This window comes from Deltaproteobacteria bacterium, assembly GCA_026388415.1.
Classification (GTDB): domain Bacteria; phylum Desulfobacterota; class Syntrophia; order Syntrophales; family JACQWR01; genus JAPLJV01.
In genome coordinates this window covers 1-15,298 of the sequence record JAPLJV010000002.1, presented here as the reverse complement: position 1 = coordinate 15,298, position 15,298 = coordinate 1, and the positions used below count along the sequence as shown (strand labels likewise).

Sequence of the window (15,298 nt, the reverse complement as noted above, 5' to 3'; positions counted from 1 at the left end):
GTTGAGCTGACGGGTTTTACGGGCCGTGTCGTCTGGGACCAGTCCAAACCCGACGGCCAGCCCCGGCGGATGCTCGACACCACCCGTGCCTTCAAGGAATTCGGCTTCCGCGCCCGGACCGACTTTCGCGCCGGTCTCGCCAAGACCATCGCCTGGTATCGGGAGATGGCGGGCAGACCCTGAAATCACCCAAATCTCCCTTGGCCCCTCTTTGCCAAAGAGGGGAAAGTAAAATGATTCCCCCCTTTATAAAAGGGGAATACAGGGGGATTTGAGATCGAGAGATCATTTGAACCAAATCTCCCCTGACCCCTCTTTACTAAAGAGGGGGACACGAGAAAGGTCACCTCCTCTTTACTCCCCCTTTAGTAAAGGGGGATACAGGGGAATTTGGAATTTTATTGGTCGGTCAGCCATGTTGCCCTGCAATAAAAATCTCAAACAATTTTCCCGGGCGCTGAGAAAGAATATGACAGGGGCCGAGCGCTTGCTTTGGTCGAAACTTAGGGGAAAACAGTTAAAATTTCAATTTTATCGTCAAAGGATTATCGGTAATTACATTGCAGATTTTTACTGCCCCAAGGCAAAATTGGTTATTGAGCTCGATGGAGGACAGCATTACGAAGTTGATGCAATGGAGAAAGACATGGCCCGGGATGCTTTTATGTCTGAAATGGGGCTAAACGTATTAAGATTTTCAGATAGGGATGTTTTTACAAATCTGGAAGTGATTCTTGAAGAGATATGGAACCGGTTATGATTAGGGAAATCACCCAAATCTTCCAAATCTCCCCTAACCCCTCTTTACTAAAGAGGGGGATCACGCGGTGAGTCCCCTCTTTACTAAGGAGGGGGACATGCGGTTAGTCTTCCCCTCTCTTTCTAAGGAGAGGAGGATATGAGAAAGGTCACTTCCTCTTTTCTCCCCCTTTAGTAAAGGGGGATCGAGGGGGATTTGGACAAAGAGATCAAGCGCAATTATTCACCAATATCTGCCGACGCTAAGAGAAAGGATAAAACTATGGATGGGAAAAAAGATTTCAAAAAGTTGACGACGACGAACACGAAACAGGAGATGCTGCTGGCCTATAACAGCGTTCTCAAAGAGCTGGAAGAAAAGCAGGCAGGCGAGCTTAAGCCGGGAAAGAGGATCGAGGAGAAGAAAACGAAGGAGGCCGTGCAGGTGGCCGAATACTCTACGACTGAAGGGGTCGGCAAGGAGATCGCTGCGCTAAAGCTGGAGATCGGCAAGACGCTGACCGGAATTTCCGACCAGTTAGAAGGCGAGGTGAGCCGGTTTGTCGCCGTTCGCAACGCGATTGCCGCCAAGGAAAAGGAGCTTACGGAACTCTACGAAATCGAAAAAACAGCCACAAGCTTGGCCGCCCTCATCGAAGCGCAGAATCAGAAGCGCCAGGAATTCACCGCCGAGATGGAAGAGAAGAAGGAATCCCTCCGGCAGGATATAGACAGCACCCGCACCGCCTGGGAAAAGGAGCAGGAAGAGCATGACGCCGCCGTCAAGGAGCGCGACGCCGCGGAGAAAAAGAGGCAGACCCGGGAAAAGGAGGAGTTCGACTACGCCTTCAAGCGGGAGCAGCAGACCGCCACGGAACGCTATACCTATGAGAAGGCGAAGCTGGAGAAGGAGCTCAAGGATAAAAAAGAGCAACTGGAACGGGAGCTTCAGGCGCGGGAGGCCGCCATCGCCGCCAAAGAGGTGGAGCTAAGCGACCTGCGGAAACAGGCCAGCCAATTCCCCAAGGAGCTGGAAACCTCCGTAGCCCGGGCGATCAAGGAAACCTCGGAGCGCCTGATTGCGGAGGCGAAGAGCCAGGAAGAGCTCCTGAAGAAAGGGGCCGAGGGCGAAAGCAACGTCTTTTCGGCCCGCATCGAATCCCTGGAAAAAACGACGAAAGAACAATCCGAGCGGGTCACCGCCCTGACCAAGCAATTGGAGGCGGCCTACCAGAAGGCCCAGGACATTGCCGTCAAGACGGTCGAGGGCGCCTCGAACAGCAAATCTGTCGCCAGCCTCCAGCAGCTCCTGGGCGAACAAATGCGCAAGCAGGCGCCTGACAAATAGTCTCTTCAAAACCTTGAAAATCTCCCCTACCCCCTCTTTGCCAAAGAGGGGAAAGTAAAATGATTTCCCCCTTTGGAAAAGGGGGATTTGAAATCGAGGGATCATTTTAGAACCAAATCTCCCCTGGCCCCTCTTTACTAAAGAGGGGAATACGCGGTTAATCCCCTCTCTCTTTTCCAAAGAGGAAGTAAGATTTCCCCCTTTAGCAAAGGGGGACACGAGAAGGGTCACCTCCTCTTTTCTCCCCCTTTAGTAAAGGGGGATTAAGGGGGATTTGAAATCGCAAACTGCTCCACAAAGATTTTACGTATGCTGATTCCCAACGCCAACATCAAGACCGTACCCTCCAACGGTAAATACATCGTCATGAGCGACTGCCACCGCGGCGATGGCTCTGCGGCCGATGAATTTGCCCACAATTCGCTGATCTACAAGTGCGCGCTGGAGTACTACCTGAAGGAGGGTTTCACCTACATCGAGCTGGGCGACGCCGAGGAGCTCTGGGAGAACGACTCCTTCGAGCAGATCTACATTACCCACACCTCCGTGTACGAGCTGCTCCACCGCTTCCACGACCCGGACCCGGCGAAGACCCGTTACCTCAAGGTCTGGGGAAACCACGATGCAGATTGGTGCGATAACGCCGCTCCGCTGCGCTCCCTCTTCCCCGACATCCAGATTCATGAGGCCATCCTGATCGGGGGACAGGGTTTCGCAGGGTCAAGTGTTCCAAATCCCCCTGTCTCCCCCTTTGCTAAAGGGGGACGAGAAAGAAGTGCCGGCGCTAAAGGGGTAAGAGAGGAAGGGGTCCATACTGAAGAGGGAGTGCTGCCCATTCTGCTGCTCCATGGCCATCAGGCTGATCCGATCTGCACCGGCCTCCGCGCCAAAATAAGCCGCTATATCGTCCGTCATGTATGGGCGAGGCTCCAGCGTATCGGGATCGGCGACCCCACCCGCGCCGCCGAAAACCCCGGCCGCTGCGACGAAATAGACAAAACCCTGTACCAAATGGCCACTGCCAAAATCGTTATCGCCGGCCACACCCACCGTCCCGTCTTCGCCAACCTCTCCCTCACGGAGCGGCGCTTCCTGGAGTCGGGCATCGGCACGCCGGGCGTCCGCCGGAAGGAAAAGGCCGAACCAGTCTATTACAACACCGGCTCCTGCGTCCATCCCCGCTGCATCACGGGTCTCGAGATCACATCCCATAATATTACGCTCGCCAAATGGGGCTATGCGGCGGCGGGGGCTGCCGATCCCCCTTACTCCCTCGCCATCGCCCGGACGGTGCTGGAAGAAGGAAAACGATAAATCCCCCAAAATCTCCCCTAACCCCTCTTTACTAAAGAGGGGAACTGTTGAGTTGGGGCCTCTTTACTAAAGAGGGGAAAGTTAGATGATTTCCCCCTTTGGAAAAGGGGGATTGAGGGGGATTTCCAACCAAAAAGAGGTGTAATATGAGCGCTGTGAAAACTGATAAAGATCAATCTGGTAAGTTGGGGAAGTCCTTCCTGTCGGCAAAAGATATTCCCCCCCGCGAACGGCTGATTTTCGCCCTGGATGTGGCCTCTGTCGAGGAGGCGAAGGCGCTGGTTGAGAAACTGGGTGATTCCGTCCTGTTTTACAAGCTGGGCCTGGAAATTTTCATGGCCGGCGACTATTTTGCCTTAATCGAGTGGCTGCGGGAACGTGGCAAAAAAATCTTCGTGGATTTGAAATTCTTTGATGTTCCGCAAACGGTCAAATCAGCGGTCAAACAGCTTCGGAACCGGGGCGCCGATTTTGTCACGGTCCATGGAAATGACAAGATTCTCGAAGCGGCCGTGGAACAAAAAGGCGCACTTAAGATTCTGGCCGTTACCGCCTTGACCAGTCTGGATGAAGGTGATTTGAAAGACCTGGGTTTTAAATGCGACGTAGAAGAACTGGTTTTTTCCCGGGCGAAAAGGGCTTTAAAAATTGGCTGCGACGGCGTGATCTCATCGGGTCTGGAGGTACCCCGCTTAAGGCGTGATATCGGGGAGCAGCTCCTGATTGTGACGCCGGGCATAAGGCCGGTAGCGAATATAGATGATCAGAAGCGAACCGTAGATGTAAAACAGGCTTTTTTAAACGGCACCGATTATATTGTCGTCGGCCGACCGATTAAAGAAGCAAAAGATCCCCAAAAGGCGGCGGAAGACATACAGGAAACTATCGGGTCCTTATTCACATGATCAGATATTGCTTGACATCCAGGAGCGATTTGATTAAGCTCTGCCCAGTGTTCACGTAACGAACAAATGCATGAGCCCAATAGGAAAAGAGATGCCCGTTCCAATGCTTGATAAACTTGAAAGGGAAGAGATGCTCCACATCTTCCGGGAGATTGACAAATCACCCGAGCTGACGCAGCGGGGCCTCTCCTCCCGGCTCGGGATCAGCCTCGGCAAGGTGAACTTCCTCGTCAACGCCCTGATCGGGAAGGGCTTTATAAAGGTAGAGAATTTCAGGAAATCAAGCAATAAAATTGGTTATTTATACAATCTGACCCCCCGTGGCATCGAGGAAAAGAGCCGGATGACCTACCACTTCCTCAAGCGGAAGATGCGGGAATACGAAGAGTTGGAACTGGAGATCAAGCGGTTGCAGGAAGAGGTAAGGGGGAGAGGCGGCGATCATCCGTAGATCATCTGTAGGGTGTCGTAGAGTGTAGGGTGCGAGCAAATCGAAAGCAGCGGGACTTATTTCAAACCCGTCCCACTGCCACAGCCTCCTGGATGTAATCCAGAGGGCGGAGCTAAGTGCTGAGTACTTTCTTTTCCTCAGTCCTCAGCACGATGTTTCCCTCAGCACTTTTTTTACCGCAAAAAAGCTAAAATGCAAGACCTGACCCCCAATTTCTTGTCGAAGGATGGAGTTTAGTATGGTGTCCCCGAAATTACTTACCGATGTTTACTGGGATGCCGATGTGGATACGGAGCAGCTTGCGCGGCTCCTCCGCGGAGATATCGAGAAAGCCGGGCACATTGACCGTGCCGGCCTCTTTCGCCGGCTGCTTTCAACGTATGATTGGTACACCCTCCTCGCGCTGATCCCGCCGGATCGCCTCCCGGAGGCCCTCAGCGAGGAAGTTTTGGATCATCTTTATCCCGCCACCCTCAAGGATCGCTATCGCTATGCCCGACACGTTTTATACGGATAGACTCTATCCTTTCATGGACAAGTTGCTGTCCCTGCTCGCGGCGGCGGATGCGCCATTTTATCTGACTGGCGGGACGGCGCTCGGCAGGCATTACCTCCAGCATCGCTACTCCGACGATCTCGATCTTTTCGTCAATCAGGCGGCGGATTTTCGGGATCAGGTCAAAAAAGCCCTGGAGGCCCTGCGCCGCGGCGGCGTGTCGTTCGCTGCGGGCACGGCTGCCGACACATTCGTCCGGATCCTGGCCCGCGACGGGGCGTTGACCCTAAAAGTTGATTTCATCAATGATGTGGCGTTTCACTATGGCGATCTTCAGGAGGCGCATTTTTATCCCCGCATCGACAACTGGCGGAATATCCTTTCGAACAAGCTCTGCGCCCTTTCCCGGCGGGAGCCGAAAGACCTGGCCGATATCCTCTCCATCACTCGGCGCTTTTCCTTTGCCTGGCCGGAGATTTTCGGTGAAGCCCGCCAGAAGGATCTCTGGGTTGATCCCCTGGAAATTGCCCGGATAATTGAGGAGTTCCCCGTCGCTTTGCTGACCGCAGTGAAGTGGGAACAGCCGGTTGATCCGGATGCCAGCGCCGCTGCCTTGAAGACGCTCCATTCGGACATTTTCCACGGACAAACGAACTCCCTGTTCACTTTGTCCCCCGGCAAAACGCTAAAATGCAAGACCCCAAAAACTGCTAAATGAGGCTTGGTTATCATAGACGAACGCATCGGAAGGCGCATGGCCGAGTACCTTGGTTTGTATGAAGAAATGAATGACACCAAGGGCAAACCCAGCAAACCCGTAAAGGAGAAGGAGGTAAAATGACAAAGCAATATACCGCAATCGTTCGCAAGAGCAGGCTTGCCTATGTGGCGGTCTGCCTGGAATTGAATGTTGCTGCACAGGGTACCGACTTGGCCGACGTGGAAAAAAATCTCAGGGATGCCATAGAAACGTATTGTGATGAGGTAAGAAATTATCCTGAGACCATTGTCAGCTCGATGAGCACGGAAGATCTGATTGAGTTTTTGCAGGATACGGAGCCGGACTGGTACGTCAAGCCGTCTGAAAACTTCATACTCAAACCCCTCGAGATCCACGAGGTTCCTTCCTATGCCTAAGACTCCCTCGATGTCCAGTAAGGATTTTGTGAGCCTGATCGAGAAAGCCGGCGCCGTATTTGTCCGGCAGGGCAGTACTGATCATGCGATCTATGCGAGGATTGTTGACGGTAAGAGGTATTCAGCTCCCGTTCTAATGGGTAAAAAGACACTGGACCCGAACTATTGCAAACGGGTTTTCAGGCAGTTGAAATTAACTGATCAAGAGATCGAGGAAGTATTGTCGAAAAAGTAAGTTGCTGTGGTCAATTGGTACTCAGCACTTTTTTAACGGAGTCACATTATGGCAGACCCAACCGGCGCGTATGAAAAAGGGCAGCTCTACCAACTGGAACTTGCGCATCTCCAGGCCGATCCCAACCAGCCCCGCAAATCCATGGATCCCCAGGCGCTGGAGGACCTGACTGAATCAGTCCGGCAGCATGGCGTGCTGATGCCCATCCTCTTTCGCGTCGCGACGGGACATGACCCGTATTCGTCAGAATCCGGGATCGTGTCCCCCAATTCCGGACAAGTGCCGGGAGCTCCCTACATTGTCGCCGGCGAGCGTCGCTTTGAAGCTGCGAAAATTGCCGGCCTCACCACCATCCCCGCCATCTACCTCGGGGGAAATGATGCAATCGTGTCCCCCGAAGTGAACTACGCCGAGATCGCCCTGGTCGAAAATCTCCTCCGCCAGGATCTTACCGCCGTGGGGGAGGCCGAGGCCCTAGGTCGCCTGATGACAGAACAGAATTACACCCAGGAGCAGCTTGGCGCCATCATCGGCAAGGCGCGCACCACCGTCACCGACATTATGACCTTGAACAAGCTCCCACAGGAGATCAGGGATGAGTGCCGCGGCAACACGGCCGTGACTCGCAAGGCCCTGATCTCCATCGCCCGCAAGAAGCAGGTCCGCAGTATGGTCACGGCCTGGAACAAGATCAAGGAAAAGCAGGCGAAAGAAGCTGCAGGCGGCCAGCGCAAGGCGCGCACCGCGCTAACCCCTGACGCCCACCGCGAATGGATTGACAAGACCAACGCCAAGCTTGCGGTCATAGATCCCGCCGCCTGGACAGCGGAAGAGGTAACCGCCTTTGCCGCCTCCTTGGGAGAGTTAAAGAAAACCATCTTGGCCTTGTTGAAAACAAAACCGGCAACACCGGCATAAGAAAATGAGAGATAAGTTAATTCAGTGACCTCCAATGTCTAAAACTGTCGAATTTATAGTTATTCTTGATCACCCTCCATTTCGCGAGTGCATTAACTTACGGTGACTGGGACGTCAATGAGAACTGGCAACAGTATCGAGACGCATTTTTGAAAGGTAGTAAATATGAGCAATTACAATAAGTTTACAGCAATGTTGGCGAGTGAGTTTCATCGTTATCTTATGGAGGATGAAGAAAAAGCCCGCCTGCTGCCGGACAATGCCGTCATAGTCTTTCAGGTTGATGGAGAAGAGGATTTCAACCGCTGGCACAAGGAAATGACGTTGCGTAATACGGAGGCTGATCAGTCAGTCGCCTATGTGCATTTGAAGAAATGGCGTTTGCATTCGGTCATTGAGGATATGACGCTGATCGGCGCGATAGCACAAAGGCAAAATCCCACCCCCGCAAGATGCTAAATTGCAAGACCCCCGAAACTACAAGAAGAGAGGTGTAATCATGACGATAGCAGAAAGATTTTATAAGGTGACCAAAGAACTGCCGGCACCGCTACTGGCAGAACTATTGGACTTTGCCGAATTTTTAAGACAAAGAAAATCGCCGGGGGGGCAAGCTGAGAATATCGCTCAACGTATTCACCAGCGTTTTGCAAACTTAGAGGGGGAAGGATTGCCCATTCCTGCACGCCAGTTATCGCGCATGCCTCCCCAGTTGGATCGCTGATGGAGCAAGCAATATTGTTGGATACAAACGTTTTGTCCGAATTAATGCGCCCTCAACCGGATGTTCAGGTATTAGCGTGGTTTGCTTTAAACAATGAAGCTGGGTACTACACTTCTGCTGTTACACAAGCTGAAATCCTGTTAGGTATTTCGCTACTTCCGCCTGGTAAACGTCAAACCAGCTTGGCGGATGCCGCCGCTGAAATGTTTTCGAAAGAATTTTCGGGGCGCTGCCTGCCATTTGATGAACAGTCTGCGGAAATTTATGCAGAATTGGTGGCAGCAAGAACACGTGCCGGTCAGCCTATTAGCACGGAGGATGCACAGATTGCGGCTATCACACTGTCCAACCATCTTTGCCTGGCAACTCGTAACATGAAGGATTTCAATGGAATTGCAGAATTAGTACTGGTTAATCCATGGGGCACACCATGATTTTGGTGATATAAAGCCTAAACATTGCATTTCTGTCCCCTACATAATTAACTAATTTCTTCCACTCAGTCCTCAGCGAGAGCCTTGAATTTCTCCTTAAATTTACCAAATCGTCATACCGGCGAAGGCCGGTATCCAGTCTTTTCAATACCTTCTGGACCCCGGCTTTCGCCGGGGCGACAAAAAAGGTAGAAATTCAAAGGTCTCACATATTCCATAATATTCGGGTTTATATTCCGTAATTTACGTTGATAGATTCCATGTTTCACGCTATGATGTCCTCATGAACTCACCCTTTTTATACTCGCGCTTGATTGAAGCGCGCATCGCAGAAGCACTGGCCGACACGCCCGTTGTTCTGGTTGCAGGCCCGCGCCAGGCAGGCAAAACAACCTTGGTGCGGCAGATGGCAACGCAAGGGATGCGCTATCTCACGCTGGATGACGAGTTGACGCTATTATCCGCCAGGGCAGATCCGGTCGGGATGGTTCGAAGCCTGGATCGCGCTATCATTGATGAAATCCAGCGTGCGCCCCAACTGCTGCTGGCCATCAAGAAGAGTATTGATGAGGATAGGCGTCCTGGCAGGTTCTTGCTGACCGGGTCGGCCAATTTGATGGCGCTGCCTGCCGTAGCGGATTCTTTGGCCGGTCGAATGGAGACGCTCACTTTGCTGCCACTGTCGCAAAGCGAGCTGTACGGGAACACTGCAAATTGGGTTGATGCGGCTTTTTCCGGCAGGCTGCTCAAGGTCGCCATGTCAGTAGTGGGGGCGGCGTTGGTCGAAGCTGTTTTGCGAGGTGGCTACCCTGAAGCGATTTCCCGCACGGATGCGCGCAGGCGTACCGTGTGGGCACGTCAGTATATGGATGCCATTATTCAGCGCGATGTTCGTGACGTGGCCAGCATCGCCAAGCTCGACCAGTTACCCCGTTTTTTGCGTAGCCTGGCCCAGGTATCGGGCCAAATGTGCAATTACACCCAACTGGGTGGCCAAGTGGGGTTGGACAGCAAGACGGCAGCCCGCTACGTCGGGGTGTTCGAGCAGATGTACTTGCTCAAGCGTGTTGAGGTTTGGGCCAGGAACCGACTTAAGCGTGTTGTCAAAACCCCCAAGCTGCAGTTTGTTGATGCCGGTCTGTTGGCCACCTTGCTTGATCTTGGTCCCGCCGAAGTGCAGCAAGATCGTAGCCGATTTGGCAATGTGCTCGAGACCTTCGCGTATGGTGAGCTGCTCAAACACATCACCACGGCTGAGGATGACTATCGGCTGCTCTACTATCGCGATGTTGACATGTTTGAAGTGGATGTGGTGATCGAAAACGCTGCCGGTCAACTGATTGGCGTCGAGATAAAAGCCGCTGCCACAGTCAAAGCCAGCGATCTGCACGGCCTGAAAAAACTGGCCGGCGTGGCTGGCGATCAGTTCAAGATGGGTGTTTTACTTTACGACGGCACAGAAACCATGCCACTGGGCGATCGCTTGTGGGCGGCTCCGTTGTCGACTTTGTGGGGTCAAATATAACTCAAGATTGAAACCCTCAGTCCTCAGCACTCAGCACTTGTTTTTAGCCCTGATCGCCATCGCCCGCAAGAAGCAGGTCCGCAGTATGGTCACGGCCTGGAACAAGGTCAAGGAAAAGCAGGCGAAAGAGGCAGCCGGTGGCCAGCGCCAGGCGCGCACTGCGCTCACCCCCGATGCTCATCGTGAATGGATTGACAAGACCAACGCCAAGCTCGCCGCAATAGATCCCGCCGCCTCTCTGGGCGAACTAAAGAAAACCATCCTGGCCCTGCTGAAAACCAAACCGGTAACCCCGGCCTAAAGGTAAGGGGGGCCGTGCTAATTCCCGGTTAAAGAAAGTTTAGGAAGGAGATAATATGCAGGCAATATCAACTACAAAGGATATAATTCAAAATATCGGCAAGATCTTTGAAAAGGGTTTGCAGAACAAATACCTGTCTCGATCTATTGGAAAGATCATCGAATATGAAAAGGAAAAAACCACCGAAGAAGTTAATATGTTAAAAAAAGAACTTTCCCGTTTTGAAAGCGCCTATCAGATGTCCTCTAAGGATTTTTTTGATCGGTTTGAAAAAGGGGAACTCGGAGATAAAGAGGACTACTTCGAGTGGTCTGCCATGTACCAAATGTATGAAAGGTCAGTAGATCGGCTTAACATAATTGAAAGTCCTTCTGCATGACCATTCATGATTATCTGGAGGAATGCATTCTTCTTCTTACCGTGTCCTCCGTGGTGGCGCGATTTAAAGTCGTCAAGCAAAGAGAGGTTGAGACTGACGGCTACCTGAGAGTGCGGGCTATAAAACCTTTCCGAATCATGTTCATTTAGGAGATGATAAGGATGCAAAAGAGTCGGCGACAATTGATCTCCGAGGGGTTTTAGATGTATTGAAGAACGCTAAATTGCAAGACCTGACCCCCCATAGATTACGGAGGCAAAACTTTTCACCAATCGTTAACTTCTTAATAGTATCATATAGCTGCGAATGCCGGTTGACCGGCATACCCTTAAAAAACTGGCCAGACACCAACGGACGAAAGCCAACCACGGATATAACAACGCAAAAAATATTAGTCACCGGAACCGACGGCTTTATGAATCATCTTAAGCTTTATGTTACTCAAGAGGGAGACAAAATGTCATATTCAAAAGACTTTCTCAAACAAACTGCAGATATCGCGGAAGCAATAGATTATTCTTGCGTTGACCGGATCGCAATTGCCTTGGTTGAATTAAGAGAGCGAGGCGGCAGACTTTTTCTTATCGGTGTTGGTGGTAGCGCTGCCAATTGCAGCCATGCCGTAAACGATTTCAGAAAATTGGCGGGCATAGAAGCTTACACGCCCGTTGACAATGTAGCTGAACTAACCGCGCGTACAAATGATGAAGGATGGCCTACTGTATTCGAAGCATGGCTAATTACGAGCCATGCAAACGAAAAAGATGCAGTAATGGTATTTTCTGTAGGTGGGGGTGATGTTGAAAGAAATGTAAGTCCAAATATTGTGCGGGCCCTAGATGAGGCTAAACGAAGGAGATTGAAAATATTTGGTATTGTTGGACGTGATGGCGGATATACAAAAAAGGTGGGTGACGAAGTGATTGTGATTCCAACGGTTGATCCAAACAAAATCACACCCCACACAGAAGCATTCCAAGCTGTTGTTTGGCATTGTATAGTCAGTCATCCAATACTAATGATGCAGGTGAATAAATGGGAAGGGTTGGGAAAAACTGGAAAGCAAAGCTGAGACAAAATTTGCGGTATTTCTTGATCGAGATGGTGTGATAAACAGGGCCATTATTCGCGACAGGAAACCATATCCACCCTCAAAGATTGAAGATTTAGTATTCCCTCCGGGGACGTCTGAAGCAATCCAGTCTTTACGTTCATCCGGCTATTTGGTGATTGTTGTTACCAATCAGCCCGATGTGGCCAAGGGTGTACAAAGCAAGGAAGTGGTGGAATCTATTCACGGGATTATTCGTCAGCAGATTCAAGTGGATGATATTAAAGTTTGCTATCACATTGATGAAGACAATTGCCTCTGCCGAAAACCAAAGCCTGGTATGATTTTAGATGCCGCTCAAGAATACTCGATAGATCTTTCAGGATCCTACATGATTGGCGACAGGTGGCGCGATATTGAGGCAGGCAAGGCGGCCGGATGTAAGACAATACTTATACGACCAGAAATCAATTATAATGAACCTCAAGCACAAGGGATGGATGCTGTAGCGGGTTCACTTTATGACGCTGCTGCGTTCATTTTGAAAAATGAATTTGATAAAAGGGGAAACAATTGATGCCGAATCTAAATGATCTAAAGATAAAAATCTTCGCTGACGGTGCAGACTTGAAAGGCATAGAAGAGCTAAATAAAAACCCGCTTATCAAAGGTTTTACAACAAATCCGACTCTTATGCGCAAATCGAATGTAAAAAATTATCATGCATTTGCATTGGATGTAATAAGGATCGTCAAACCACGTCCCGTGTCTTTTGAGGTATTTTCTGACGATTTTGAAATTATGGAAAAGCAGGCATTACAGATTGCTTCCTGGGGTAAAAATGTGTATGTGAAAATCCCTATTACGAATACCCACGGAGATGATGCCGGCCCGCTTGTGAGACGGCTAACCAAAGCGGGGGTAAAAGTCAATGTGACCGCTTTGACGACTACAAAGCAGGTAGAAAATATTGTAGATTATCTGTCAGAAGATACGCCAAGTTGTGTTTCAGTCTTTGCGGGAAGAGTAGCCGATACTGGCCGCGATCCTGTTCCAATAATGGCTGAAGCAGTAAGACTGCTAAAAAAAAATCCCCTTGCTGAGCTTATATGGGCAAGCCCGAGGGAGTTACTTAACGTATTTCATGCGGAATCGGTTGGGTGCCAGATTATCACAGTTACCAATGACCTCTTGGCAAAACTTCCTTTGATTGGTAAAGATTTGGCCGAATATTCAATGGATACCGTGAAAATGTTTCATCGTGATGCCGTTCAGGCAGGATTTAATATTGAAATTTGAATCATAATGGAGGTTTGAATGAAAAAAGTTCTTGTTGCCGGAGGAGCCGGATATGTTGGTTGTGTATTGGTGTCAAAATTATTAGAAGCCGGTTATGAAGTGGTCGTTTATGATCTTATGTTATTTGGAACAGATGGATTACCTAAGCATCCGAAGTTGCAGGTTGTAGAAGGAGATGTTCGTGATATTACTTCTCTTACAGCAGCATTGAAAGGTGTGGATAGCGTTATCCACTTGGCTTGCATTTCCAATGACCCGAGTTTTGAGTTGAATCCGGAACTAAGTAAATCAATCAATTATGATTCTTTTGAACCTTTCGTGGTAGCCTGCAAAAAGAATGGCGTTAGAAGATTCATTTATGCCTCGTCCAGCTCGGTCTATGGTGTAAGCGATGCCCCTGAGGTAACGGAAACACATCCTCTGGTGCCGCTCACTGATTACAATAAATATAAGGGTATGTCGGAGCCACTCCTTTTGAAACATCAGTCCCCGGATTTTACTACGGTGGTTATCAGGCCAGCCACCGTATGCGGCTATTCACCGCGTATGCGGTTGGACCTTTCGGTTAACATTCTTACGAATTTGGCCGTAAATAAGGGACAGATAACTGTTTTTGGCGGATCACAAAAACGACCCAACATTCACGTTGAAGATATCGCGGAGCTATATGTTCAGTTGTTGGAATTTCCATCCGATTTGATTGCTGGAGAAATATTTAACGCTGCATACCAAAACCACACAATTTCTGAACTTGCAGCAATGGTTAAAAAAATAGTGGAACAGGAAATGCCGGAAAAAGCTCCAATTGAAATCATAACGACAACAAGCAATGATCTTCGTTCCTATCACGTATCCTCTCGTAAAATTAATGAGAAACTTGGCTATGTTCCCAAGCGGTCAGTCGAAGATGCGGTTAAAGGGATGTGCCAGGCATTCAAATCTGGAAAAATCCCGAATAGCATGACTGATGAAAGTTATGTCAATGTCAAGGTTGTTAAAAAAAGGGGTATAAAGTGAGTCAAGACAACATTGCTGTGGTTACAGGTGGCGCCGGCTTTATCGGCAGCCACATGGTGGATCTGCTTCTTGACCGCGGTTATAAAGTCAGGGTGCTTGATAACTTGTCAGGTGGCCGAGAGGCCAATTTAGACCATCACAAAGGCAATACAAATTTAGAATTTTATAACGAAGATATTCTTGATTTGAAAGAAAACTCGCCCATTTTTACCAATGCGCGCTATGTCTTCCACTTTGCGGGTATTGGTGACATTGTTCCATCAATCGAAAAACCAATAGATTATATGTCCACGAATATCCAGGGAACGGTCCACGTTCTTGAATGTGCTCGTTTCTCCGGTGTAGAGAAATTTGTCTATGCCGCATCGTCATCCTGTTATGGATTAGCGGACACACCCACGCGGGAAGACCATCCAATTAACCCCCAATACCCGTATGCCTTGAGTAAATATCAAGGTGAGCAGGCTGTCCTGCATTGGAATAAAATTTATGGGTTACAGGTTAATTCAATACGTATTTTTAATGCCTATGGTCCAAGAGTGCGAACAACCGGTGCTTATGGGGCTGTATTCGGTGTATTTTTCAAGCAAAAACTGGCGGGAAAGCCCTTCACTGTTGTAGGAGATGGGACACAAACAAGGGATTTTCTTTTTGTTACAGATGTCGCAACTGCATTCTTAGCCGTTGCTGAGTCGAAACATATAGGCGAAATTTATAATCTCGGCGCAGGCAACCCGCAAAGTGTCAATCGTTTGGTTGAGCTGCTTGTCGGTGAAGTCGTTTATATCCCCAAACGGCCTGGCGAACCTGATTGCACATGGGCGGATATATCAAAAATTCAAAAACATCTTGCATGGATGCCAGAAGTCAGTTTTGCGGATGGTGTAGCAAAAATGATGGCTGATATCAACAAATGGCAGGACGCACCGCTCTGGGATGCTAACAGTATTGCCGATGCGACAAAAACGTGGTTTCAATACATGACTCCAAAGGTATCATAATGAAGAAGGATTTTTTTGAGAAATA

The 15,298-nt window shown here is 49.7% G+C and carries 22 protein-coding genes; all 22 read left to right on the top strand.

The genetic code is table 11. The annotated features are described in order from the left end of the window. Positions 1–183 (top strand): GDP-L-fucose synthase (locus NT140_00225; protein MCX5830317.1); only part of this gene is annotated, 183 nt, incomplete at its 5' end. A 232-nt stretch (positions 184–415) separates the two neighbouring features. Beyond that, positions 416–760 carry an endonuclease domain-containing protein gene (locus NT140_00220; protein ID MCX5830316.1) on the top strand — a complete coding sequence of 115 codons (345 nt, stop codon included), beginning with the start codon at positions 416–418 and terminating at the stop codon, positions 758–760. A 195-nt stretch (positions 761–955) separates the two neighbouring features. After that, the gene (locus NT140_00215; protein ID MCX5830315.1) at positions 956–2,086 is read left to right on the top strand and encodes a hypothetical protein; all 1,131 of its coding nucleotides are present in this window, start codon (positions 956–958) and stop codon (positions 2,084–2,086) included. Positions 2,087–2,395: 309 nt separating this feature from the next. Then, complete coding sequence (locus NT140_00210; protein ID MCX5830314.1) at positions 2,396–3,400, top strand: hypothetical protein; 1,005 nt, start codon at positions 2,396–2,398, stop codon at positions 3,398–3,400. A 146-nt stretch (positions 3,401–3,546) separates the two neighbouring features. Further along, complete coding sequence (gene pyrF, locus NT140_00205) at positions 3,547–4,305, top strand: orotidine-5'-phosphate decarboxylase (GenBank protein MCX5830313.1); 759 nt, start codon at positions 3,547–3,549, stop codon at positions 4,303–4,305. A 103-nt stretch (positions 4,306–4,408) separates the two neighbouring features. Further along, the gene (locus tag NT140_00200; GenBank protein MCX5830312.1) at positions 4,409–4,756 is read left to right on the top strand and encodes a MarR family EPS-associated transcriptional regulator; all 348 of its coding nucleotides are present in this window, start codon (positions 4,409–4,411) and stop codon (positions 4,754–4,756) included. A 238-nt stretch (positions 4,757–4,994) separates the two neighbouring features. Then, positions 4,995–5,273: a hypothetical protein gene (locus NT140_00195; protein ID MCX5830311.1), complete on the top strand. Its 279-nt coding sequence runs from the start codon at positions 4,995–4,997 to the stop codon at positions 5,271–5,273. After that, positions 5,248–5,970 (top strand): nucleotidyl transferase AbiEii/AbiGii toxin family protein, encoded by a 723-nt coding sequence (locus NT140_00190; GenBank protein ID MCX5830310.1) that lies wholly within the window; start codon positions 5,248–5,250, stop codon positions 5,968–5,970. Before NT140_00195 ends, NT140_00190 begins: the two co-directional genes overlap by 26 nt. 119 nt (positions 5,971–6,089) lie before the next feature. Beyond that, positions 6,090–6,389 carry a hypothetical protein gene (locus tag NT140_00185; protein MCX5830309.1) on the top strand — a complete coding sequence of 100 codons (300 nt, stop codon included), beginning with the start codon at positions 6,090–6,092 and terminating at the stop codon, positions 6,387–6,389. Then, positions 6,382–6,624, top strand: a complete 243-nt coding sequence (locus NT140_00180; protein ID MCX5830308.1) for a type II toxin-antitoxin system HicA family toxin — start codon at positions 6,382–6,384, stop codon at positions 6,622–6,624. Before NT140_00185 ends, NT140_00180 begins: the two co-directional genes overlap by 8 nt. A gap of 48 nt (positions 6,625–6,672) precedes the next feature. Further along, positions 6,673–7,542, top strand: a complete 870-nt coding sequence (locus NT140_00175) for a ParB/RepB/Spo0J family partition protein (GenBank protein MCX5830307.1) — start codon at positions 6,673–6,675, stop codon at positions 7,540–7,542. Positions 7,543–7,707: 165 nt separating this feature from the next. Beyond that, complete coding sequence (locus NT140_00170; protein MCX5830306.1) at positions 7,708–8,001, top strand: hypothetical protein; 294 nt, start codon at positions 7,708–7,710, stop codon at positions 7,999–8,001. Between the two features lie 40 nt (positions 8,002–8,041). After that, the gene (locus NT140_00165) at positions 8,042–8,266 is read left to right on the top strand and encodes a DUF2281 domain-containing protein (GenBank protein MCX5830305.1); all 225 of its coding nucleotides are present in this window, start codon (positions 8,042–8,044) and stop codon (positions 8,264–8,266) included. Continuing rightward, entirely contained in the window at positions 8,266–8,700 is a 435-nt protein-coding gene (locus NT140_00160) for a type II toxin-antitoxin system VapC family toxin (protein MCX5830304.1), read from the top strand. Before NT140_00165 ends, NT140_00160 begins: the two co-directional genes overlap by 1 nt. Before the next feature lie 283 nt (positions 8,701–8,983). After that, positions 8,984–10,225: an ATP-binding protein gene (locus NT140_00155; GenBank protein ID MCX5830303.1), complete on the top strand. Its 1,242-nt coding sequence runs from the start codon at positions 8,984–8,986 to the stop codon at positions 10,223–10,225. 7 nt (positions 10,226–10,232) lie between these two features. Further along, positions 10,233–10,526 carry a hypothetical protein gene (locus tag NT140_00150; GenBank protein MCX5830302.1) on the top strand — a complete coding sequence of 98 codons (294 nt, stop codon included), beginning with the start codon at positions 10,233–10,235 and terminating at the stop codon, positions 10,524–10,526. A 55-nt stretch (positions 10,527–10,581) separates the two neighbouring features. Continuing rightward, a complete protein-coding gene (locus tag NT140_00145) occupies positions 10,582–10,905 on the top strand; it encodes a hypothetical protein (GenBank protein MCX5830301.1) in 324 nt (107 codons plus the stop codon). A gap of 457 nt (positions 10,906–11,362) precedes the next feature. Beyond that, positions 11,363–11,977 carry an SIS domain-containing protein gene (locus tag NT140_00140; GenBank protein ID MCX5830300.1) on the top strand — a complete coding sequence of 205 codons (615 nt, stop codon included), beginning with the start codon at positions 11,363–11,365 and terminating at the stop codon, positions 11,975–11,977. Next, positions 11,961–12,533 carry an HAD family hydrolase gene (locus NT140_00135; protein MCX5830299.1) on the top strand — a complete coding sequence of 191 codons (573 nt, stop codon included), beginning with the start codon at positions 11,961–11,963 and terminating at the stop codon, positions 12,531–12,533. The genes NT140_00140 and NT140_00135 overlap by 17 nt, the downstream gene beginning before the upstream one ends. Continuing rightward, positions 12,533–13,255 carry a transaldolase gene (locus tag NT140_00130; protein MCX5830298.1) on the top strand — a complete coding sequence of 241 codons (723 nt, stop codon included), beginning with the start codon at positions 12,533–12,535 and terminating at the stop codon, positions 13,253–13,255. Before NT140_00135 ends, NT140_00130 begins: the two co-directional genes overlap by 1 nt. A gap of 18 nt (positions 13,256–13,273) precedes the next feature. Further along, a complete protein-coding gene (locus NT140_00125; GenBank protein MCX5830297.1) occupies positions 13,274–14,272 on the top strand; it encodes an SDR family oxidoreductase in 999 nt (332 codons plus the stop codon). Then, complete coding sequence (locus tag NT140_00120; GenBank protein MCX5830296.1) at positions 14,269–15,273, top strand: GDP-mannose 4,6-dehydratase; 1,005 nt, start codon at positions 14,269–14,271, stop codon at positions 15,271–15,273. Before NT140_00125 ends, NT140_00120 begins: the two co-directional genes overlap by 4 nt. Positions 15,274–15,298 lie beyond the last annotated feature (25 nt).

What these genes read in the sequence shown, in the direction of transcription:
- NT140_00140 (MCX5830300.1), top strand. Translation starts at nt 11,363, where the DNA reads ATGTCATATTCAAAAGACTTTCTCAAACAAACTGCAGATATCGCGGAA.
- NT140_00160 (MCX5830304.1), top strand. Translation starts at nt 8,266, where the DNA reads ATGGAGCAAGCAATATTGTTGGATACAAACGTTTTGTCCGAATTAATG.
- NT140_00125 (MCX5830297.1), top strand. Translation starts at nt 13,274, where the DNA reads ATGAAAAAAGTTCTTGTTGCCGGAGGAGCCGGATATGTTGGTTGTGTA.
- NT140_00200 (MCX5830312.1), top strand. Translation starts at nt 4,409, where the DNA reads ATGCTTGATAAACTTGAAAGGGAAGAGATGCTCCACATCTTCCGGGAG.
- NT140_00130 (MCX5830298.1), top strand. Translation starts at nt 12,533, where the DNA reads ATGCCGAATCTAAATGATCTAAAGATAAAAATCTTCGCTGACGGTGCA.
- NT140_00175 (MCX5830307.1), top strand. Translation starts at nt 6,673, where the DNA reads ATGGCAGACCCAACCGGCGCGTATGAAAAAGGGCAGCTCTACCAACTG.
- pyrF (MCX5830313.1), top strand. Translation starts at nt 3,547, where the DNA reads ATGAGCGCTGTGAAAACTGATAAAGATCAATCTGGTAAGTTGGGGAAG.
- NT140_00210 (MCX5830314.1), top strand. Translation starts at nt 2,396, where the DNA reads ATGCTGATTCCCAACGCCAACATCAAGACCGTACCCTCCAACGGTAAA.
- NT140_00220 (MCX5830316.1), top strand. Translation starts at nt 416, where the DNA reads ATGTTGCCCTGCAATAAAAATCTCAAACAATTTTCCCGGGCGCTGAGA.
- NT140_00170 (MCX5830306.1), top strand. Translation starts at nt 7,708, where the DNA reads ATGAGCAATTACAATAAGTTTACAGCAATGTTGGCGAGTGAGTTTCAT.
- NT140_00190 (MCX5830310.1), top strand. Translation starts at nt 5,248, where the DNA reads ATGCCCGACACGTTTTATACGGATAGACTCTATCCTTTCATGGACAAG.
- NT140_00155 (MCX5830303.1), top strand. Translation starts at nt 8,984, where the DNA reads ATGAACTCACCCTTTTTATACTCGCGCTTGATTGAAGCGCGCATCGCA.
- NT140_00145 (MCX5830301.1), top strand. Translation starts at nt 10,582, where the DNA reads ATGCAGGCAATATCAACTACAAAGGATATAATTCAAAATATCGGCAAG.
- NT140_00180 (MCX5830308.1), top strand. Translation starts at nt 6,382, where the DNA reads ATGCCTAAGACTCCCTCGATGTCCAGTAAGGATTTTGTGAGCCTGATC.
- NT140_00165 (MCX5830305.1), top strand. Translation starts at nt 8,042, where the DNA reads ATGACGATAGCAGAAAGATTTTATAAGGTGACCAAAGAACTGCCGGCA.
- NT140_00185 (MCX5830309.1), top strand. Translation starts at nt 6,090, where the DNA reads ATGACAAAGCAATATACCGCAATCGTTCGCAAGAGCAGGCTTGCCTAT.
- NT140_00195 (MCX5830311.1), top strand. Translation starts at nt 4,995, where the DNA reads ATGGTGTCCCCGAAATTACTTACCGATGTTTACTGGGATGCCGATGTG.